This is a genomic window from Brevundimonas sp. NPDC055812 (genome assembly GCF_053616535.1).
Genome location: NZ_JBSHDX010000006.1, coordinates 178,307 through 198,347 on the forward strand (window position 1 = coordinate 178,307; position 20,041 = coordinate 198,347).

The following is a 20,041-nucleotide window of genomic DNA, read 5'->3' on the forward strand; positions in this document are numbered from 1 at the left end:
GCGTCTCGCAGGAGACGCCGCCCTTTTCAGTTGGTGCGGGTCGCCCGCCTGGGCCGCTTCGCGTTGGGGAGACGAAGCGACGCCGACGGGTCCTCTTCTTGTGGCTCAGAACGTCTTGCGCAAGCGGATCTGATAGAAGGTCCGCGGATCGATGAAGCGGTTCTCGACGAAGGCGATCGGCCGGGTCTCGCGGTCGCCGAAGACGGTCCGCTCGACGTTGAAGTCGTCCCAGAGGTTGACCTGGCCGCGGATCGACAGGGTTGGGGTCGGCTTGTACTCGGCCCACAGCTCGTAATAGTCGTGGCCGCGCCAGCCGTTGATTTCGTCGGGACGGAAGGTCTTCTGACCCAGCAGCGGGATCCAGGCGCCGCCCCATTGCAGCTTCCAGCTGGTGATGTCCTGCTGGAAGGTGATGGTCGCCTGGGTGGGGCGGATGCCCGAGATGGGGCGGATCTCGCCCGTGGTCGGATCGGTGACCTCGGTGTGGTTCCAGGTGTTTCTGAAGCCGAACTTGCCGCCCGAGAGGCCGAGCTTGTCGGTCGGGACGGTGACGTTCAGCACCAACTGATCCAGCGTGCCGTCGCCGATGTTGCCCACGGCGGCGTAACCGCCCTCAAGGGGGATGACGTCGATGGCGTTCGAGATTTCGTCGTGGCGCAGACCGACGCTGACGATCCCTTCGCCCCAGAAGCGCTTCTCGAAGGTCAGTTCGCCGACCCAGCGGGATTCGGGCTCCAGATTGACGTTGCCGCCGAAGACGTTCTCGTCCTCCAGGTCGGCCGAGGCGGCGAAGTCGCCGAAGTCCAGCTGGCCGACCGTGCGCTCGATGCGCAGGCGCACCTGGGTTGAGGCCGTCGGCGTCCAGGTCGTCAGCAGGCGGGGCTTGGCGTAGAAGAAGCTCTTCTCCTGCTCGGCGTCGCCCGACTGGCTGATGGTCGAGGATTCCAGCCGCAGGCCGCCCTCGAGCGTCCATTTGGGATTGATGCGCCAGGTGGCCTTGCCGAACAGTTCGCCGCGCGTCTCCTCGACCTTGACCGAGGCCGAGGGCAGGGGCTTGTTCACCCCGCCGACCGAATAGGTCTGATCGATCTCCAGCATGTTGTAGGCGATCTCGCCGCCGCCTTCGAACTCCAGGGCGGCGGACCGCTCGAAGCGCAGCAGGCCGCGCAGGATGGTCTCGGAGGAGTCGCCGTTGGCGGCGAACCGTTCGATCGGCTCTTCGACCCCGGCTTCGCGGTTCAGGGCGGTGGCGACGTTGTCGAATTCCTCGAACTCGTGGATGAAGCGCGTCTCCAGCTTGAGCCGCTCCGACAGGGGGCGGGTGTAGACGACGCCGACCTCGCCGCTCTTGGAGTCTTCGTCGGACAGGCTTTCGCGCAGCACGTCCGGCGCGGTCTGGCGATAGACGCCGTGCCAGTCGTTGATCCCGTAACGCGCCGTCAGGTCGATCCTGCCGCCCATTAGCGGGCCGGCGTAGGTGCCTCGGATCGAGTTCCCGCCGCCGTAGCCGTCGTTGTAGTAGTCCTCGGCGCGCAGCAGTTCGCCGTTCGGGCCGACGCGGCGCAGGGGACCGGCGCCGTTGGAATCGCTGTTGGAGATGCCGTCGCTCAAGGTCACGCCCCAGGTGCGGTCGCCCTTGCGCTCGGTGAACTGATAGGAGCCGCCGAACAGGTCTTGGCCGCCCTCGAACAGGAAGGCGTTGCCGGTCAGGATGTGCTCGCGGCTGACGGTGTTCTTCAGGATGACGTTGGCGACGACGGAATAGCCCTGCATCTCGATGCCCGGCGCGCCGCCGCGGATCAGTTCGATGCGTTCGACCTGGGCGGCGACGGTGCGGCCCAGGACGTTGGAGCCGGTGTCGTTCTTCGACGCCGGGCGCGAGCCGTTGATCAGGACGTTGCCGACCGCGCCTTCGAAGCCGCGCGCGCCGTCGCCGTCGTTGACGGAGAAGCCGGGCACCCGGTTGACCATGTCCAGCGCGGTGTTGGGACGGGCGTCGGCGAAGAAGTCGGGGGTGAAGATCAGGACGGCCTGATCGCTGGGCACGGCCGTCTGGCGGGCGGGCGCGTCCGTCCCCTCGGCGGCCAGGGCCGCGGCGGGAGCTGCAGCCAGCAGCAGGGCGGTGGTCGCCAGCAGGGCGCTCTTGGTGTTCATCTTTCCTCTCCCTCGGTGTCGGCAGAGGTGTGACGGCGGCGACGCCCGATCTCCAGTTACAAGCGGGACAGGTGGATTAAATCGCTGACAGCATTACGGAATAGTCACGTGCGGCGGATTGGCCAGACCTTAGTATAGGGGCATGAAAGCTCGCTTCGCGCCGATCGCCCTTCCCGCTCTGCTGGCCGCTCTTCTGGCCGTGTCCGCGGTTCCGATCGCGGCCCGCGCCGGCCAGGCCCAGACCGAGGCGGCGACACGGGTGGACGAGGTGGTCGTCAGCGCGCGACGGGCGGGCGCGCCCATGTGGACGGTGCGGCGCGACGGCGAGGGGGTGATGATCCTGGTCGGCGCCATCGAGGAGGCGCCGCGCGGCTTCGAATGGCGGGCGCGGGCGCTGGAGGAGGCCGCCGCGCGTTCCGACCGCATCCTGTTCCCGCAGCGCGGCCGCGCCTCGCCCGCCGACGTCCTGCGCCTGATGTGGCGCATCCGCACGATCGGCTGGCTGCCGGAAGGCGCGACGACGGCCGACTATCTCTCGCCTGAGGACCAGGCGCGGCTGGAAGCCGTGATGGCGACCGAGAAGAACGATCAGTGGAGGCGCGAAAGCCTGCTGCTGCTCGCCATCGGCCTGATTCAGGACAGGGCGGGCGAAAAGGGATCGCGGCCGGTCGGCGCCGACGACGCCGTGCGTCGCGCCGCCCGCAAGGCGCGCGTGCCGGTCCGCTCCATCGGGGTGGTGCGAGGCGCCGACCTGGTGGAAAGCCTGATCACGGCCCCGCCCGAGACGCACCGGGAATGCCTGCGCGCGGCCCTGTCTGCGGCTGAGCTGGGACCGGACGCCGTGCGTCTGCGGGCCGAGGCGTGGCGCGGGCTGCGGGTGGCCGAGGTGCTGGCCTCGCCGGTGGATCAGGCGGTGGACCGCTGCTGGCCGTGGGGCGATCCGCAGATCGGGCGGCAGTTGCGCACGGAATGGACCGACGCGGTCGCCGAGGCGCTGACCCAGCCCGGCCTGACCATGGCGGTCGCGCCGCTGCGCCGCCTGGCCGAGCCGGACGGCGTGCTGGATGCGCTGGAGGCCCAGGGCTTCGAGGTGGACGGCCCGGAATGGCGCGCGGCCGCCTCCGCCACGCACGAAGGCGGTTGACGTCCGGCGTGCGAAGGCCGACGCCGGGGGGATGAGCGAGACCGAACCCAGACTCACGTCCCTGGCCCATGGCGGCGGCTGCGGCTGCAAGATCGCGCCTGACGTCCTGCAGTCCATCCTGGCCTCGACGCCGCGCACGGCGGCCTTCGCCGATCTGATGGTGGGGACCGAGACTTCGGACGACGCGGCGGTCTGGCGGTTGAACGACCGGCAGGCCCTGGTGGCGACGACCGACTTCTTCATGCCGATGGTGGACGACCCGTTCGACTTCGGCCGAATCGCGGCGGCCAACGCCCTGTCGGACGTCTACGCCATGGGGGCGACGCCGATCTTCGCCCTGGCTATCGTCGGGATGCCGGTCGGCAAGCTGTCGCCCCAGACCATCGGCCGGGTGCTGGAAGGCGGCGCGTCGGTCTGCGCCGAGGCGGGCGTGCCCGTGGCGGGCGGCCATTCGATCGACAGTCTGGAGCCGATCTACGGTCTGGTCGCCCTGGGCCTGGCGCACCCCGACCGGGTGCTGACCAATCGCGGCGCGCGGGCGGGCGACGTGCTGATCCTGACCAAGGCGCTGGGCGTCGGCGTGCTGAGCGCCGCCTATAAGCAGGGGCGGCTGGAGGCGGGCGGCTATGAAGCCCTGATCGGCTCGACCACCAGGCTGAACACGCCGGGACCGAGGCTGGCGGCGACGGACGGCGTCCATGCGGTGACGGACGTGACCGGTTTCGGCCTGCTGGGCCATGCGCTGGAGATGGCGCGCGGCGCGGGGATGACGGTCGAGATCGACGCTGAAGCTCCCGACTTCCTGGACGGATCGCCCGCTTTGGCGCAGGCGGGGGTGCGGACCGGGGCCTCGGTGCGCAACTGGGCGGCCTATGGCGAGGCGGTGACGCTGGACGCCGAGCTGCCGGAATGGCGGCGCGACCTGCTGACCGATCCCCAGACCTCGGGCGGCCTGCTGATCGCCGTCGCGCCCGAGGCGGCGGAGGCGGTGATGAGCCTGGTTCAGGATCTGGGCTTCGCCTCGGCGCGCCGCGTCGGCCGGGTGCGCGAGGGCGAACCGGCGGTGGTCGTCAAGGCGGCCGGCTGATGGCGCGGCTGACGGCGGACGTCTCTCTGGCGGCGCTCGCCCGCTACGACGCCGTCATCGACGTGCGCAGTCCTGGCGAGTTCGCCGAGGATCACCTGCCCGGCGCGATCAACCTGCCGGTGCTGGACGACGCCCAGCGCGCGGAGGTGGGAACCCTCTACGTCCAGACCTCGAAATTCCTGGCCCGGCGCTTGGGCGCGGCCCTGGTGGCGAGGAACATCGCGGCGCATCTGGAAGGGGCGCTGAGCGACCGCGACGGAAGCTTCCAGCCGCTGGTCTATTGCTGGCGCGGGGGGCAGCGCTCGACGGCCATGACCACGGTGATGGATCAGGTCGGCTGGCCCGTCACGCGGCTGGAGGGCGGCTATCAGACCTGGCGGCGGACGGTGGCCGCCGCCCTGCATGATCTGGAGACGGCCCCGGCGCTGAAGCTGGTTCTGCTGGACGGCCTGACCGGCAGCGGCAAGACCGAGGTGCTGGCGCGCCTGGCCGATCACGGCGTCCAGAGCCTGGATCTGGAGGGGCTGGCGGCGCATCGCGGCTCCCTGTTCGGACGCACCGAGGCGGAACAGCCGTCGCAGAAGCTGTTTGAGAGCCGTCTCTACGCCGCCCTGTCCGCTCTGGATCTCAGCCGCCCCGTGGTGGTCGAGGCCGAGGCCAGCCGCATCGGCCGCCTGACGGTGCCGCCCGCGCTGTGGGCGGCGATGAAGGCGGCGCCAACCCTACGTCTGGTGGCTCCGTTCGAGGCGCGGGTCGAGCGGGTGCTGCGCGACTATCAGGCGGCGACTGAGGATGCGGCCGTGCGCGACGCCCTGCTGACGCGGATGCCCAGCCACCACAGCCGCGAGCGGATCGCGCAGTGGCGCGCCCTGTCGCAGGCGGGCGACCTGCGCGCCCTGGCGACGGCCCTGATGCGCGAGCATTACGACCCGGCCTATCGCCGGGCGTCTGCGGGGACGCGCGATCTGGGTGAGATCGTCATGGACGGCGACGTGAACCGTGCGGCTGAGGCGATCGCGGCTTCCCTCTCCCGATGGGAAAGGGTCAGTTAGACCGCCGTGCCGCCGACGGTCAGGCCGCCGATCTTGAGGCTGGGCTGGCCGATGCCGACGGGGACGCCCTGACCAGCCTTGCCGCAGGTGCCGACGCCGGGGTCGAAGGCGAAGTCGTCGCCGATCATCTGGATCTGGGTCAGGGCCGTGGCCCCGTCGCCGATCAGGGTGGCGCCGCGCACCGGCGCCGTGATCCTGCCGTCCTCGATCAGATAGGCCTCGGTGCACTGGAAGACGAACTTGCCGTTGGTGATGTCCACCTGGCCGCCGCCGAAGTTGGCGGCGTAGAGCCCGCGCCTGGTCGAGGCGATCATGTCGGCCTGCGAATCCTTGCCGCCTTCCATGAAGGTGTTGGTCATGCGCGGCATGGGCGTGTGGGCGAAGGACTGGCGCCGACCGTTGCCGGTGGCGTTCGCCCCCAGCTGACGCGCCGACAGCCGGTCGTGCATCAGGCCGACCATGACGCCGTCCTCGATCAGCACGGTGCGCGAGGTCGGGGTGCCTTCGTCGTCGAACGACAGGGAGCCGCGACGCCCGGCGATGGAGCCGTCGTCCACGACCGTCACGCCCGGCGCAGCCACCCGCTTGCCCATCATGCCGGTGAAGACCGAGGAGCCCTTGCGGTGGAAGTCGCCCTCGAAGCCGTGGCCGACGGCCTCGTGCAGCAGGACGCCGGGCCAGCCCGCGCCCAGCACCACGTCCATCTCGCCCGCCGGGCAGTCGACGGCCTCCAGATTGACCAGGGCCTGACGCAGGGCCTCGTCCACCTGAGCCTGCCAGCGTTCGGGGGCGACCCATTCCTCGAAGCCCGCGCGGCCGCCTGCGCCGGACGAGGCGCTTTCGCGCTTGCCGTCCTTCTCGACGGTGACGGAGACGTTCAGGCGGACCAGAGGGCGCAGGTCGCTGAGCAGCCGCCCGTCGCCGCGCAGGATGTCGATGGCGCGGCGCTCGCCGACCAGTGAGGCCGAGACCTGCACCACGCGCGGATCGCGGGCGCGGGCCCAGGCGTCGATCTCGGCCAGCAGGGCGATCTTGTCCGAGAAGGCCGGGGCCAGCAGCGGATCGACCGGATCATAGAGACGCTGGTTGGTGGCGCGCGGCGCCTCGGCGGCGGTTCCGTCATAGCCGCGCTTGGCCAGGGCGGCGCTGTCGGCGGCGCGGCGGATGGCGGCGGCGGAGATTTCATTGGCGTGGGCGTAACCGGCCGTCTCGCCCGCCACGACGCGCAGGCCAAAACCTTCAACAGCATCGTAGGAGGCGCCCTTCAGCCGCCCGTCGTCGAAGACCAGGGATTCGCTCTCGGTCTTTTCGAGGAACAGCTCCCCGTCGTCGGCGCCCGACAGCGCGGTCTGCAGGATCGACAGGGCCTCGTCCGGGGCTACGCCCGCGGCGTCGAGGATGGGGGAGGGGGAGGCGACGGTGCTCATGGACGCTAGATAGGGGTTGCGGGGGCCGCCGTCACGGGGGCAGCAAAAACCCTCTCCTGTTGGGGGAGGGCTTGAGCCTCCAAGAGCCGAAGGCGATTGGCTAAGGCGAAAGGGTGAGGGTTCGCGGTTGATAAGGTCGCGCGGCGGCTTGCGCCGACTGACGGGACAAGCCCCTCACCCTTTCGCGCCAGAACGACGGCTGCGCCGCCGTGCGCTCAAGCCCTCTCCCGCCGGGAGAGGGTGAGCGTTTGTCAGTCCTGCGACACCTCGCCCGAGCCGCTGACCGACTGGCGCAGTTCGGCAGGGCGGCGGGTCAGGCGGACCTCGCCGCTGCCCGAGACGTCGACCTCGGCCTTGCCGCTGGGGCCGACGCGGACGTCGCCCGAGCCGCTGACGCGCACCTTGGCGTCATCGACGATCAGTTCGTCCATGCGGGCGTCTCCGGCGCCGGAGACGTCGACCGTCACGGTCTCGGCGCGGCCCTGGACCCGCACGTCGGACGAGCCGGTCAGCGTCAGGTCCAGCGACGGCTGGTCGTAGCCGCGGATCTTCAGCTCGGTCGGACCCGACAGATCGAAGGCCTTCACCGAGGGGGCCTTGATGATGATCTTCAGGGCGTCCGTCTCGCTCCAGCCGCGAATGCCGGTGCGCGTCCAGCGGACATAGCTGCGGTCGCCCCGCGGGGCCTCGTCCAGCGTCAGGCGGCCGTTGGAGAAGCGCACCCGATCAACCACGCTCTGGGCGCCCGAGACGGTGATGCCCGGCGTCTCGGCCTGCTGGTCGTAGACGACGTCGGCAGGGATGTTGATCGCCAGGCGCTCGTCGCCCGTCCATTCGATGGTGCGCGTGGCGTCGGGCGAAACCTGACCGCGCTCGACGGTGAAGCCGCTGTCGCCGGCCTCATCGTCGGTGATGACCCAGGTCCAGTCGTGGCGGGCCAGGTCGCGGCCGCCCACGGCGAAGGCGCCGCCGATGCCGACGATGGCCAGGATCAGGCCTGCGCCGGAGATGATGAGCAGATTGCGGATCATGACTGTGTTCTCCTCTCTCTGGCTTTAGGCCTGGGGTTCCAGGGCGGGCTTGATGACGCGGTAATGCAGGCGGGCGTACCAGACGGTGGCGTCGATCAGCCATTTGGTCAGCAGGGCCATGGTCCCGATCATGAAGATGCCCATGCCCATCAGGCCGACGCCCAGCAGCGCGGCGGCCAGCGCCCCGCCCGGCAGGCCCATGAAGGCGCCCGCCACCATAACGAAGCCGCCGGCGATGAAGACGCCGACCCCGCCCAGCAGCAGCGACAGAACCGTGCCGAAGACAGGCAGGGCGATGGGCAGAAGGATCAGGATGTCGATGGCGCCCAGGCCCAGGATGCCGAACACGGCCCCGGCGGCGGATGAGGCCGACGGCTCCTGACGCCAGCGCTGGGCGCCGGCCTCGGCCTTCAGTTCACGGGCGAGGCGATCGGGATCGCCCAGGGCCTCGGCCACCTCGGCCTCGCTGCGCCCGGCGGCTGCGCCGTCGGCGAAGTGGGCTTCATAGTCGGCCACGATCTCATTGGCGGTCGTTGCGGGCAGGCCCACCAGGCCGCGGCGCAGGCGCGCCAGGAATTCCGCGCGGTTCATTGGTCCTCTCCCCTGTCAGCGTGGGCGGTCGATTCGGTCTTGGCGCTCTGATCGAGCAGGGCGGGCGTTTCGGCCGGGGGCTCGGCGACGATGACGCTTTCGTCGTCATCGCCAGCAATCAGGGCCTCGACGGCGCGGGCGAACGCCCGCCACTCGCCGGTCTGGCCGTCCAGGGCGCGGCGGCCCGCGGCGGTCAGGCGATAGTATTTGCGCGACGGGCCGCTGGATGATTCGACCAGATAGGTCTCGACCAGGCCGTCGGTCTGCATCCGCCGCATCAGCGGATAGATGGTGCCTTCCCCCATGCCGATGGCGTCGGACAGGCGGCTGGCGATCTCATAGGCGTAGCTGTCTCGCCGGGCGAGCAGGGCCAGGACGCATAATCCCAGCACGCCTTTCTTCAGTTGGATGTCGATGGTGTCGGGCATGAAATCCCTCTCGGTCGTCCCTCGTTCGGGTATCCAAGAGGTATCGCAAGGTATCTTGCCGTGCAAGGTAGCTATCGAAACATGACAGCGATTTAATCGACCGCATTTTGTCGAGACGGCGCCATAGGTGCGCTTGATCGCTTGGCAAGGGCGATCCGAGCCGATAAGGACCGGCCCATGACACGCCGAGGTCCTCTGGGCCCGGCGACGCTTGCGAATTGCTCGCAAACGTCTGCTGCTGAACGGTTTATGAGGACTTCTCGAATGGGGATGGGCATGCGAGCCATGGCGCGGTTGGGAGGCGGTATCGCCGCGACCGCCCTTGCCGCCATTTTCGCCGCGCCGGCGATGGCGCAGGATGTGTTGGGTCAGCCGACGCCGGCAGGCCTGGGCCTGCAGACGGCCGGCGCGCCGCTGGCGCATGAGGCCCACTTCTTCCACAACATCGTGCTGATGCCGGTCATCACCGCGATCTGCGTCCTGGTGCTGGCGCTGCTGGTGTGGATCGCGATCCGCTACAACAAGCGCGCCAACCCGACCCCGGCCAAGTGGAGCCACAACACGGTCATCGAAGTGATCTGGACCGTGGTGCCGGTGCTGATCCTGGTCGGCATCTCCCTGTTCTCCTTCCGCCTGCTGTTCGCCTACCATGACTATCCGGATGCGGACGTCACGGTGAAGATCACCGGCAACCAGTGGAACTGGGGTTATGAGTATCCGGACCAGGGCGTGGCTGAGTACATCTCGAACATGCTGCCGGAAGACAAGGCTCCGGCGCACCTGTACCGCCTGGCCGCCGACGAGCCGATGGTGGTGCCGGTCGGCGAGAACGTCCGCCTGCTGATCACCGCTTCGGACGTGATTCACGCCGTGGCCGTGCCGGCCTTCGCCATCAAGGTGGACGCCGTTCCGGGCCGCGTGAACGAGACCTGGTTCCGCGCCGAGAAGGAAGGCGAATACTACGGTCAGTGCTCCGAGCTGTGCGGCGTCGACCACGCCTTCATGCCGATCCACGTCAAGGTGGTGAGCAAGGACGCCTTCGCCGCCTGGGTCGCCTCCAAGGGCGGCTCCATGACCAAGGCCGCCGACGAAGCCGCCGCCGCCGCCGCGCCTGCCGTCGCCGAAGCGCCCGCCGCTCCGGCTGCTGACGCCGCCGCCCCGACCGACGCCGCGCCTGCGGCCCCCGCAACCGCCGCCGCGCCCGCCGCGCCGGCTGCTCAGTAAGAGAGACGCGAGAGCCCAGATCCATGGCCACCGCTGCACTTCACGATTCACACGACCATAAGCCGGGCTTCTTCACCCGCTGGTTCCTGTCGACCAACCACAAGGACATCGGGATTCTGTACCTGGTGTTCGCCATCTTCACCGGCCTCGTCGGCGGCGCCCTGTCGGGCCTGATCCGCTGGGAGCTGGCCGAGCCGGGCATTCAGCTGTTCAAGGAAGGTACGATCATCCAGTACCTGGGCCTGGTTGAGGCCTCCAAGCACGGCTACAACGCCACGGTCACGGCGCACGCCCTGATCATGGTGTTCTTCGTCGTCATGCCGGCGACGATGGGCGGCTTCGGCAACTACTTCATCCCGATCATGATCGGGGCGCCGGACATGGCCTTCCCGCGCCTGAACAACATCTCGTTCTGGCTGATTTTCTTCGCCTTCGTGCTGCTGGTGCTGTCGATGTTCGTCGACGGCGGGCCGGGCCGCGGTTTCGGCGGGGGGTGGACCTCCTATCCGCCGCTGTCGACCATGGGCCATACGGGGCCGTCGTTCGACCTGGCGATCTTCTCGCTGCACGTCGCGGGCGCTTCGTCGATCCTGGGCGCCATCAACTTCATCACCACCATCTTCAACATGCGCGCGCCGGGCATGACCCTGCACCGCATGCCGCTGTTCGCCTGGGGCGTGCTGATCACGGCCTTCCTGCTGCTGCTGTCGCTGCCGGTCCTGGCGGGCGCCATCACCATGCTGCTGACCGACCGTAACTTCGGCACGTCGTTCTTCGACCCCGCCGGCGGCGGCGACCCGGTGATGTACCAGCACCTGTTCTGGTTCTTCGGCCACCCCGAAGTGTACATCATGATCCTGCCGGGTTTCGGCATGATCTCGCACATCGTCTCGACCTTCTCGAAGAAGCCGATCTTCGGCTACCTCGCCATGGCCTACGCCATGGTCGCCATCGGCTTCATCGGCTTCATCGTGTGGGCTCACCACATGTACACGGTCGGCATGAGCGTGAACCTGCGCGCCTACTTCGTGGCCGCGACCATGATCATCGCCGTGCCCACGGGCGTGAAGATCTTCAGCTGGATCGCCACCATGTGGGGCGGCTCCATCACCTTCAAGGCGCCCATGCTGTGGGCGATGGGCTTCATCTTCCTGTTCACCGTCGGCGGCGTGACCGGCGTGGTCCTGTCCAACGCCGGCATCGACTACAGCCTGCACGACACCTACTACGTCGTGGCGCACTTCCACTACGTGCTGTCGCTGGGCGCCATCTTCTCGATCTTCGCGGCCTTCTACTACTGGTACGAGAAGATGTTCGGGGTGAAGTACAACGAGTTCCTGGCCCAGGCGCACTTCTGGATCATGTTCATCGGCGTGAACCTGGTGTTCTTCCCGCAGCACTTCCTGGGCCTGCAGGGCATGCCGCGTCGTTACATCGATTACCCGGAAGCCTTCACCTACTGGAACCACGTCTCGTCGGTCGGCTACCTCATCACCATCATCGGCGTCGCCGTCTTCCTGGCGATGCTCCTGGAGTCGGCCATCCGTCGCCGCAAGGCCGAGGCCAATCCGTGGGGCGAAGGCGCCACCACCCTGGAGTGGACCCTTTCCTCGCCGCCGCCGCACCACCAGTTCAACGAACTGCCGGTGGTCAAGGCGGACAACCACTGATCCGTATCGGATAGACCCGGAGAGGCCGCCCTTTCGAAACCGGAAGGGCGGCCTTCGCGCTTTATATGACCATGACCGAACGCCCCGCCCGCGAGACCCCCCTCGTCACCACGTCCCAGCCGGAAGACTTCTTCCAACTGCTGAAGCCGCGCGTCATGTCGCTGGTGGTGTTCACGGCGGTGACGGGCCTGGTCGTGGCGCCGGGGCAGCTGAGCTGGGTCAACGCCATCGTCGCCGTCCTGTGCATCGCCATCGGGGCGGGGGCGGCCGGCGCTCTCAACATGGCCGTCGAGGGCGAGACCGACGCCCTGATGCGCCGTACGCGCGGCCGACCGGTCGCCGCCGGCCGCGTGCGCAAGAACGACGCCCTGGCCTTCGGCATGGTGCTGTCGGTCTTCTCGGTCATGCTGCTGGGCATGACGACCAACTGGCTGGCGGGCGGGCTTCTGGCCCTGACCATCGTCTATTACGCCTGGCTCTACACCCTGGTGCTCAAGCGCCGCACGCCTCAGAACATCGTCATCGGCGGCGCGGCGGGCGCCCTCCCGCCGGTGATCGGCTGGGCCGCAGTGACGGGCGACGCGCCCTGGCAGGCCTGGCTGCTGTTTCTGATCATCTTCATGTGGACGCCGCCCCATACCTGGGCCCTGACGCTTTATTCGGCCGGCGACTACGCCAAGGCGGGCATTCCGATGATGCCGGTGGCGCGCGGGGCCAAGTCCACGCGTCTGCAGATCCTGCTCTACAGCCTGGTCTTCGTGCCTGTGGCGATCGCGCCGGCCTTCACCGGCCTGGGCGGGCCGATCTATCTGGTGGTGTCGGCGGTCGGGGGGCTGGGCTTCCTGGCCCTGGCCTTCCGCCTCTGGCGCTCGCGCGCGGGCGACCAGCCCGACAAGGCCGAGGCCGTGGGGCGAGAGGCCGCATTGTATGACGTTCGGGTCGAGGCCAAACCGGCTCGCAACCTGTTCGCCTTTTCGATCTTGTACCTGATGGCGTTGTTCTCGGCCCTGTTGGTCGAGCATCTGTCGGGCGTCGGAGTCTGAATCCCATGTCCAAACCAGAGTTCCTGAAGCTGAACGATGAACAGGTCCGTGCGCGCAAGCGTCGCAACGTGGCCATCGCCCTGGGCCTGCTGGCCTTCATCGCCCTGGTCTACACCGTGACGGTGTCGCGCATGCACGCCAACAACCAGGCGCGGCATGAAGCCGAGGCGGCGGCCCTGGCCACGCTGGAGAGGGCCGATCCGGCCCTGCCGGCGCCGGTCCAGCCGGACGCCCCCGCGCCTGCAACCCAGGAGCCTTGAGGGCTGTGAAGAACAAGAATTCGGTCGCGCTTCTGTGCGCGGCTCTGGTGATTCTGATGACGGGCGCGGCCTTCGCCGCCGTGCCGCTGTACCGGCTGTTCTGCCAGGTCACCGGCTTTGACGGCACGGTGAAGAAGGCCGAGGCCGCGCCGACGGCGGTTCTGGACCAGGAAGTCCTGATCCGGTTCGACACCAACGTCCGCGACCTGCCGATGAAGTTCCGCGCGGAGCAGACCAGCCAGAAGGTTCGCATCGGCGAAACGGGCATGGCCTATTTCGAGGTGACCAACACCTCGGACCAGCCGATCCACGCCACGGCCGCCTATAACGTGGTGCCCGAGCGGGCCGGACCCTATTTCCAGAAGCTGCAATGCTTCTGCTTCGAGGGGCAGGAGATCGCGCCGGGCGCGACGGTGTCCTTCCCGGTGCAGTATTTCGTGGCGCCCGAAATGGCGACCGACGCCGAGGTGAAGGGGGTGCGCCAGATCACCCTCAGCTACACCTTCTTTCCAACCAAAGGCTTTCAGCAGGCCGTTGCGAACGACTCTGCTGTTGGCAAAGCCGGAGAGCGGGGGCTATAGCCCTCTTCAAACGACTCTCGCCTTAATTCAGAGACCTTGGGAATGGCTGACGCTCACGCGAAACCGCAACACGACTACCATCTGGTAGACCCCAGCCCGTGGCCGCTGGTCGGCTCCATGTCGGCCTGCATCATGTTCATCGGGGCTGTGGTGTGGATGAAGGGCCTGTTCGGCCTGGAAGCCGGCACCAAGTGGCTGTTCTTCGCCGGCCTGGCCGGCGTCCTGTTCACCATGTTCTCGTGGTGGTCGGACGTGGTGAAGGAAAGCCGCAAGGGCGACCACACCCCGGTCGTGGGCATTGGCCTGCGTTACGGCATGGTGCTGTTCATCGCGTCGGAGGTGATGTTCTTCGTCTCCTTCTTCTGGATGTTCTTCGACATGGCGATCTTCAACGAAGCGCGCACGATCATCCCGGAAGTCGGCAACTGGGCGGACACCGCCGCCGCCTGGCAGACCTGGCCGCCCAAGGGCGTCGAGCTGCTGGACCCGTGGAGCCTGCCGCTCATGAACACGGTCATCCTGCTGCTGTCGGGCACGACCCTGACCTGGGCGCACCACGCCCTGATCTCGGGCGACCGCAAGGGCGCCAAGCTGGGCCTGCTGATCACCGTCCTGCTGGGCGTGCTGTTCACCGCGGTTCAGGCGTACGAGTATTACCACATCCTGCACGGCCACCTGTTCTTCAGCGAGGAAGCGGCCCAGGCGAAGCTGTACGGCTCCATCTTCTTCATGACGACGGGCTTCCACGGCTTCCACGTGCTGATCGGCACCATCTTCCTGGCGGTCTGCCTGCTGCGCCTCTACGCCGGCCAGATGACGCCGCAGAAGCACTTCGGTCTCGAAGCCGCCGCCTGGTACTGGCACTTCGTCGACGTGGTGTGGCTGTTCCTCTTCGTCTTCATGTACGTCGTCTTCGGTTGATCGAACCCGACGGACAAGTCGAGCTTTCGTCGGCGCGGGGCCCCAAGCCCCGCGCCGATTTGCTTGTCTGGCCCGCCGTGCGCGCAGGGCTCATGGGACGCTGTCCGGCCTGCGGGCGGGGGCCGCTGTTCGAGGGCTTCCTGAAACGCCGCTCGGCTTGCGAAGTCTGCGGCTATGATCTGGGGGCGGTCGAGACCGGCGACGGGGCGGCGACCTTCATCATGCAGATCGCCGGCTTCCTGGTGGGCTTCTCGGCCCTGGCCGTCGAGATCGCCTGGAGCCCGCCGATCTGGCTGCACCTGATCATCTGGCTGCCTCTGGTCGCGGTTCTGGCCGTGACCTTGATGCGCCCCGGCAAAGGGCTGATGACCGCCCTTCAGATGCTGCGTCAGCGCGGCGCCGATTCACACCGAGAGACCTGATGACCGTCGCCGCCCGGCCTCGCTTTCCCATCATCCTGACGGCGGTCGCCGTCCTGCTGCTCGGCGTCCTGCTGGCTCTGGGCGTGTGGCAGGTGCAGCGGCTGCAGTGGAAGCTGGACCTGATCGACAAGGCTGAGGCCGCTGCGGAGCAGGCGCCCATCGCCCTGACCGACGCCCTGGCGCTGGAGGATCCCGAGTTCCGCCAGGTGGTCGTGACCTGCCGGGGCCTGAACGCGGCCCCCTTCGTCGAGCTTCAGACCATCGAGGACGGCGACGCGGGGGTGCGGCTGATCTCGGCCTGTCCGGTCGAGGGGCGGGGGACGGTGCTGGTCGATCGCGGCTTCCTGCCGGCGGATGTCGCCGAGCGTCCCGCCGTGCGCGCCGACGCTGCGGCCATGCCGGTCGTGATCGCAGGCGTGGTGCGCCAGGCGCCCGGCCCCAACGCCCTGACGCCGCCGCCGTCGGGCAAGATCTTCTACGGCCGCGACCGGGCGGCCATGGCTGAGGCTCTAGGCGTGACGGGGGCCGTCTCGCCCTACACCGTCTATGCGACCACCTCGGCCAACCCGGAGCTGACGGGATTGCGGCCGGTGGCGCCGCCCGCCGCCTTCAGCAACAACCACCTGGGCTACGCCCTGACCTGGTTCGGCCTGGCGATCGTGCTGGTCGTCTTCTACGCGGCCCTGCTGCTGCGCCGCTATCGTCCCATGCCTGCCAAGGACCGCTGACCTGACTGCTCGCCTTCACACCCTGTCCAACGGCGTGCGCGTCGTGTGCGACCCCATGCCCGGCCTGCGCACCATCGCCGTGACCGTGGCCGTCAACGGCGGCGCCCGCATGGAGGACGAAGTCCATTCCGGCTGGTCGCACCTGCTGGAGCATCTGGTCTTCAAGGGCGCGGGCGACATGGGCGCGCGCGAGATCGTCGAGCGCATCGAGGCCGAGGGCGGCTCGATCAACGCCGCGACCGGCTATGAGCGCACCAGCTTCGACGTGCGCGCGCTGAAGGGCAGCCTGCCGCTGGCCATGCAGGTGTTGTCCGACCTGGTGTTCCGCCCGACCCTGTCGCCCGAGGAGATCGAGCGCGAGAAGGACGTGGTGGCTCAGGAGATCGCCGAGGCCTTCGACACCCCCGACGACCATGTGTTCGAGATGGCCCAGACCCAGGCCTTCGCCGGCCAGGCCCTGGGGCGGCCGATCCTGGGTTCGGTCCCCAGCCTGGCCCCCGCCGACCGGGCGGCCGTCGCCGACTGGCGCGCCCGTCTCTACTCGCCCGACCGCATGGTCGTGGCGGTTTCCGGCGCGGTCGATGAGGCCGAGTTGTTGACCCTGGCCGAAGCCTGGTTCGGCCAGGCGGCGTCGGCGCCGGGCGAAACGACGGCGCCGGCTGTCTTCACGGGCGGCGAGGCGCGGCTGGCGCGCAAGATCGAACAGGCCAATCTGGTGTTCCAGCTTCCCAGCCTGGGGGTGAGCGATCCGCGCCAGCCCGCCGTGCGCCTGTTCACCGAAATCCTGGGCGGGGGCATGGCCTCGCGCCTGTTCCAGAGCGCGCGCGAGGATCGGGGGCTGGCCTACGCCATCGACGCCTATCACGAGACCTATGACGATCTGGGCCTGTTGGGCGTCTACGCCGGAGCGGCGGCCGAGCGCTCGCTGGAGCTGGCCGAGCTGTGCGCCGCCGAGATCCTCGACCTGGCCGAAAGGGGGCCGACGGACGCCGAACTGGCGCGGGCCAAGGCCGTGCTGAACGCCAGCCTGTGGATGGCCGACGAAAGCCCGGCCAGCCGCTCGGGCCGTCTGGCGGGGCAGACCCTGGCGTTCGGCGCACCCGTGTCGTCCGAGGACAGCGCCGCCCGTATCGAAGCCCAGACGGCTGACGACCTGCGCGTCGTGGGCCGGCTCATGGCGGCGCCGGGGCTGTCGGCGACGGCGGTGCTGGGCCCCAGGGCGGCGGGCGGGGCGGGGCGCGCCTTCCGTCAGCGGATGGCGGCGGGCTGATCGCGGCCTGCTGACGCCGGGACCGCTTCGCGCTATCGTTTGACCATGGCCCTGTTCGACTGGATGGCCGAGGCGACCGGACCGGTCCTGAACGGGCAGGGGGTCGTGCTGCGCCCGCCGCGTCCCTCCGACTACGTGGCCTGGGCCTCCCTGCGCGAGGAATCGCGCGACTATCTGCAGCCGTGGGAGCCGGCCTGGGCCGAGGACGACCTGACCCGCGCCGCCTTTCGTCGCCGCCTGGGCGTCTATGCGCGAGAGATGGAGCAGGGGACGGCCTGGCCGTTGTTCGTCTTCGATCCGGCGGACGAGGCCCTGCTGGGCGCCATCACCCTCTCCAACATCCGGCGCGGCGTGGCCGAGACCGGCACCCTGGGCTACTGGATCGGTCGCCCCTATGCGGGGCGGGGCGTCGGCACGGCGGCGGTCCGGGCCATGCTGGCCCACGCCTTTGGAAGCCTGGGACTGCATCGGGTCGAGGCGGCCTGCGTGCCGACCAACCATGCTTCGCACCGTGTGCTGGAAAAGGCGGGCTTTCGTCAGGAAGGCGTCGCCCGGGCTTATTTGAAAATTAACGGCCGTTGGGCAGACCATTTGCTGTTCGGCGTCCTCCAGGAGGAGTTCGACGCCAGAGTCGCCCATTCCGTCAGAGTATCGGACCCGTCTTGAGCACACGATCCAGAGCCCTGACGTGGGACCCCACCACGGCGATCGAGGCCCTTGCGGCGGCGGACGCCGCCCTGTGGATATGGACGCCCGCCGAGGATCAGATCCGCTTCACCGGGGCCACCCGGCCGCTCGGCCTGGGGCCGCTGGCGCCGCAATGCTCGGGCGCGGCCTTCACCGCCCTGGCCCTGCCGCAGGACCGGGCTCTGGCGGATCGTCTGCTCAAGCCGCAGGCCGAGGGGACGGAGATCGCCGTGCGCCTGCGGATGCGCGGCTGCGAGACCTGCCTGTGGCGCGGCGTCTGGCTGGAAGACGGCTTGCGCGCGGCGGGCATCGTCGCCCTGGAGACCAAGTTCGCAGGCGCCGACCGGGACACGCTGACGGGGTTGCTGGATCGACGCACCTTCCTGGTGCGCGTGGCCGAGACGCTGGGAACGGCGGGCGACTATGAAATGGTGGTGGCCGATCTGGATCGGCTGCGTCGTCTCAACGAAGCCCTGGGCCATGAGCGCGCCGATCTGGTGCTGTCGGCCCTGGGATCGCGCCTGTCGGCGGCCTTCTCCGAGGACTGCATCCCGGCCCGCATCGGCGAGGACGAGTTCGCCGTCCTGGTGCGGCGGGGCGGCAGCGGCGCCAGCGGCAGCGAACGACTGCGCGAGGCGCTCGAACAGCCCCTGCGGCTGGCGGGTTTCGACATCTATCCCACCCTGTCGATCGGCGCCGTGACGGCCGAGGGCGGACCGGACGCGCCGGACGCCGCCGAACTGCTGCGCCGGGTCGAACTGGCGGTCGAACAGGCCAAGCAGGCCGGACGCGGCGGGGCGGCGGCCTATGGTCGGGCGCTGGAGAGCGACAGCCTGTCTCGTCTGGCGCTGGAGGCGGACCTGCGAAACGCCTTCGTGCGCGGCGAGATCGAGCCCTTCTACCAGCCGATCGTCAACCTGGGCACGGGCGCGGTGGCGGGCTTCGAGGCCCTGGCCCGGTGGCGTCATCCCCGGCGCGGCCTGGTGCCGCCGGATGAGTTCCTGACCCTGGCCGATGAAATGGGCCTGATGAACGAGCTCGGCCTGCTGATGATGACCCAGGCCGCGCGTCAGCTGGCCGAGTGGCTGCAGCGCCATCCCGGCGCCGGGCGGCTGTTCTGCAGCGTCAACCTGTCGGTGGGCGAGATCGAGCGCGCCCATCTGGTCGAGGACGTGGCCCGCATCATCAAGGAAGCCGGCCTGCCGCGCGGCGCCCTGAAGCTGGAAGTCACCGAGGGCGACATCATGCGCGACACCGCGCGCGCCGCCGAGGTGCTGAAGGCCCTGCGCGAGGCGGGGGCCAGTCTGGCGCTGGACGACTTCGGCACGGGCTTCTCGTCCCTGTCCTACCTGGCCAAGCTGCCGTTCGACACGCTGAAGATCGACCGCTATTTCGTGCTGACGATGGACAAGGACGAGGGCTCGGCCAAGATCGTCAAATCGGTCGTCAACCTGGGACGCGACCTGGCGCTGGAGGTGGTGGCCGAAGGGGTGGAGAACGCGGTCCTGGCCAAGCTGTTGCTCGACGACGGTTGCCACTACGGCCAGGGCTTCGGCTATGCGCCGGCCCTGCCCGCCCAGGAGGCGGAGGTCTATCTGAACGAGTCTCTCGCCGACGGGGCCGCCCCGATCAAGGCGCGCTCGGTCTAGAAGCGGGGCTCAGGCCCGGCCGCTCTGGCTGGACAGACGGGCGGCGTCGACGCCGAGGGCGGCCAGGGCGCGGCTCCATTTGGTGTCGTAGTCGGCGTCGAAGATCAGGGCCGGATCGGCGTCCGTCGTCAGCCAGATGTTCTCGTTCAGCTCTTCCTCGAGCTGCCCCTCGCCCCAGCCGGCGTAGCCCAGCAGCAGGATGGAGCGGCTAGGTCCGTCCTCGGCGTCGGCCATGGCGGTCAGGGCGTCGCGTGTGCCGGTCAGGGCCAGGCCGTCGCCGAAGGTCAGGCTGGCGTCCTCGCTGGTCCAGTCGTCCGTGTGCAGGACGAAGCCGCGCTCGCGCTCGACCGGGCCGCCGATCAGCACCGAACGGTCGCCCGCGGCGTCGTCGATCGGCGTGTCCAGCTTTTCAAGGACCTCGGCCAGGGACACGCCCGGCGCGGGCTGGTCCAAGCGCAGGCCCAGGGCGTGTTCATCGTCGTGGGCGCAGATCAGGATGACGGCGTGGCGGAAGCGATCGTCGTCGATACCCGGCATCGCCACCAGAAGACGCCCGGTCAGGGAGGAGAAGGCGGTCATGCCTCTATCATCGGGGCGGACGATGGCGGGCGCAAGCCATTCTCAGGGCCCGGCGCGCTTGGCGATCCCCCTGCGGGTCTCTATCTGACTCCC

19 protein-coding genes and 1 pseudogene are annotated in these 20,041 nt (G+C 69.0%); 14 read left to right on the forward strand and 6 right to left on the reverse strand.

Annotation, left to right across the window (positions count from 1 at the left end; all coding sequences use genetic code 11):
* Positions 1–105 precede the first annotated feature (105 nt).
* Positions 106–2,154 (reverse strand): TonB-dependent receptor plug domain-containing protein, encoded by a 2,049-nt coding sequence (locus tag ACWGL1_RS11830; RefSeq protein WP_452112104.1) that lies wholly within the window; start codon positions 2,152–2,154, stop codon positions 106–108.
* A gap of 142 nt (positions 2,155–2,296) precedes the next feature.
* Between ACWGL1_RS11830 and ACWGL1_RS11835 the strand changes: the two genes are divergently transcribed.
* From ACWGL1_RS11835 to mnmH, 3 genes are read left to right on the forward strand one after another with little or no spacing between them, the layout of a single operon-like run.
* Positions 2,297–3,298, forward strand: coding sequence for a TraB/GumN family protein (locus ACWGL1_RS11835; RefSeq protein ID WP_452112105.1), 1,002 nt, complete (start codon positions 2,297–2,299; stop codon positions 3,296–3,298).
* Between the two features lie 31 nt (positions 3,299–3,329).
* Entirely contained in the window at positions 3,330–4,385 is a 1,056-nt protein-coding gene (gene selD, locus ACWGL1_RS11840; protein WP_452112106.1) for a selenide, water dikinase SelD, read from the forward strand.
* On the forward strand, positions 4,385–5,437 hold the full coding sequence (mnmH, locus tag ACWGL1_RS11845; protein WP_452112107.1) for a tRNA 2-selenouridine(34) synthase MnmH: 1,053 nt from the start codon (positions 4,385–4,387) through the stop codon (positions 5,435–5,437). The genes selD and mnmH overlap by 1 nt, the downstream gene beginning before the upstream one ends.
* Here mnmH and tldD read toward each other — a convergent pair.
* From tldD to ACWGL1_RS11865, 4 genes and pseudogenes are all read right to left on the reverse strand, one after another.
* Positions 5,434–6,864 carry a metalloprotease TldD gene (gene tldD / locus ACWGL1_RS11850; protein ID WP_452112108.1) on the reverse strand — a complete coding sequence of 477 codons (1,431 nt, stop codon included), beginning with the start codon at positions 6,862–6,864 and terminating at the stop codon, positions 5,434–5,436. The two genes, mnmH and tldD, sit on opposite strands and share 4 nt — an antisense overlap.
* A gap of 251 nt (positions 6,865–7,115) precedes the next feature.
* Positions 7,116–7,895, reverse strand: a complete 780-nt coding sequence (locus tag ACWGL1_RS11855; protein WP_291779621.1) for a GIN domain-containing protein — start codon at positions 7,893–7,895, stop codon at positions 7,116–7,118.
* Positions 7,896–7,919: 24 nt separating this feature from the next.
* Positions 7,920–8,486, reverse strand: coding sequence for a DUF1700 domain-containing protein (locus ACWGL1_RS11860; protein WP_291779624.1), 567 nt, complete (start codon positions 8,484–8,486; stop codon positions 7,920–7,922).
* A gap of 116 nt (positions 8,487–8,602) precedes the next feature.
* Positions 8,603–8,914: pseudogene (locus tag ACWGL1_RS11865) on the reverse strand (PadR family transcriptional regulator); the annotation flags it as partial.
* A 264-nt stretch (positions 8,915–9,178) separates the two neighbouring features.
* On the opposite strand from ACWGL1_RS11865, the gene coxB reads away from it, so the two are divergent.
* The 11 genes from coxB (at position 9,179) to ACWGL1_RS11920 (ending at position 19,369) form a co-directional block, all read left to right on the forward strand.
* Complete coding sequence (gene coxB, locus ACWGL1_RS11870; RefSeq protein WP_346484775.1) at positions 9,179–10,138, forward strand: cytochrome c oxidase subunit II; 960 nt, start codon at positions 9,179–9,181, stop codon at positions 10,136–10,138.
* Between the two features lie 23 nt (positions 10,139–10,161).
* Entirely contained in the window at positions 10,162–11,808 is a 1,647-nt protein-coding gene (gene ctaD, locus ACWGL1_RS11875; RefSeq protein WP_452112109.1) for a cytochrome c oxidase subunit I, read from the forward strand.
* Between the two features lie 65 nt (positions 11,809–11,873).
* Complete coding sequence (gene cyoE / locus ACWGL1_RS11880; protein ID WP_312220017.1) at positions 11,874–12,851, forward strand: heme o synthase; 978 nt, start codon at positions 11,874–11,876, stop codon at positions 12,849–12,851.
* A 5-nt stretch (positions 12,852–12,856) separates the two neighbouring features.
* Positions 12,857–13,111, forward strand: a complete 255-nt coding sequence (locus tag ACWGL1_RS11885) for a hypothetical protein (protein WP_291779635.1) — start codon at positions 12,857–12,859, stop codon at positions 13,109–13,111.
* A 5-nt stretch (positions 13,112–13,116) separates the two neighbouring features.
* The gene (locus tag ACWGL1_RS11890; RefSeq protein WP_291779638.1) at positions 13,117–13,692 is read left to right on the forward strand and encodes a cytochrome c oxidase assembly protein; all 576 of its coding nucleotides are present in this window, start codon (positions 13,117–13,119) and stop codon (positions 13,690–13,692) included.
* A 42-nt stretch (positions 13,693–13,734) separates the two neighbouring features.
* On the forward strand, positions 13,735–14,613 hold the full coding sequence (locus ACWGL1_RS11895) for a cytochrome c oxidase subunit 3 (protein WP_291779643.1): 879 nt from the start codon (positions 13,735–13,737) through the stop codon (positions 14,611–14,613).
* A 92-nt stretch (positions 14,614–14,705) separates the two neighbouring features.
* A complete protein-coding gene (locus ACWGL1_RS11900) occupies positions 14,706–15,035 on the forward strand; it encodes a DUF983 domain-containing protein (protein WP_452112110.1) in 330 nt (109 codons plus the stop codon).
* The gene (locus tag ACWGL1_RS11905; RefSeq protein ID WP_312220016.1) at positions 15,035–15,763 is read left to right on the forward strand and encodes an SURF1 family protein; all 729 of its coding nucleotides are present in this window, start codon (positions 15,035–15,037) and stop codon (positions 15,761–15,763) included. The genes ACWGL1_RS11900 and ACWGL1_RS11905 overlap by 1 nt, the downstream gene beginning before the upstream one ends.
* Positions 15,764–15,818: 55 nt before the next feature.
* On the forward strand, positions 15,819–17,033 hold the full coding sequence (locus ACWGL1_RS11910) for a M16 family metallopeptidase (RefSeq protein WP_346485623.1): 1,215 nt from the start codon (positions 15,819–15,821) through the stop codon (positions 17,031–17,033).
* Positions 17,034–17,078: 45 nt separating this feature from the next.
* Positions 17,079–17,699, forward strand: a complete 621-nt coding sequence (locus ACWGL1_RS11915; RefSeq protein ID WP_343828586.1) for a GNAT family N-acetyltransferase — start codon at positions 17,079–17,081, stop codon at positions 17,697–17,699.
* Positions 17,696–19,369, forward strand: a complete 1,674-nt coding sequence (locus ACWGL1_RS11920) for a putative bifunctional diguanylate cyclase/phosphodiesterase (RefSeq protein WP_291779656.1) — start codon at positions 17,696–17,698, stop codon at positions 19,367–19,369. The genes ACWGL1_RS11915 and ACWGL1_RS11920 overlap by 4 nt, the downstream gene beginning before the upstream one ends.
* Positions 19,370–19,378: 9 nt before the next feature.
* Here the strand turns inward: ACWGL1_RS11920 and ACWGL1_RS11925 are convergent, their stop codons facing one another.
* Complete coding sequence (locus ACWGL1_RS11925) at positions 19,379–19,948, reverse strand: YqgE/AlgH family protein (RefSeq protein WP_452112111.1); 570 nt, start codon at positions 19,946–19,948, stop codon at positions 19,379–19,381.
* Positions 19,949–20,041: the final 93 nt, after the last annotated feature.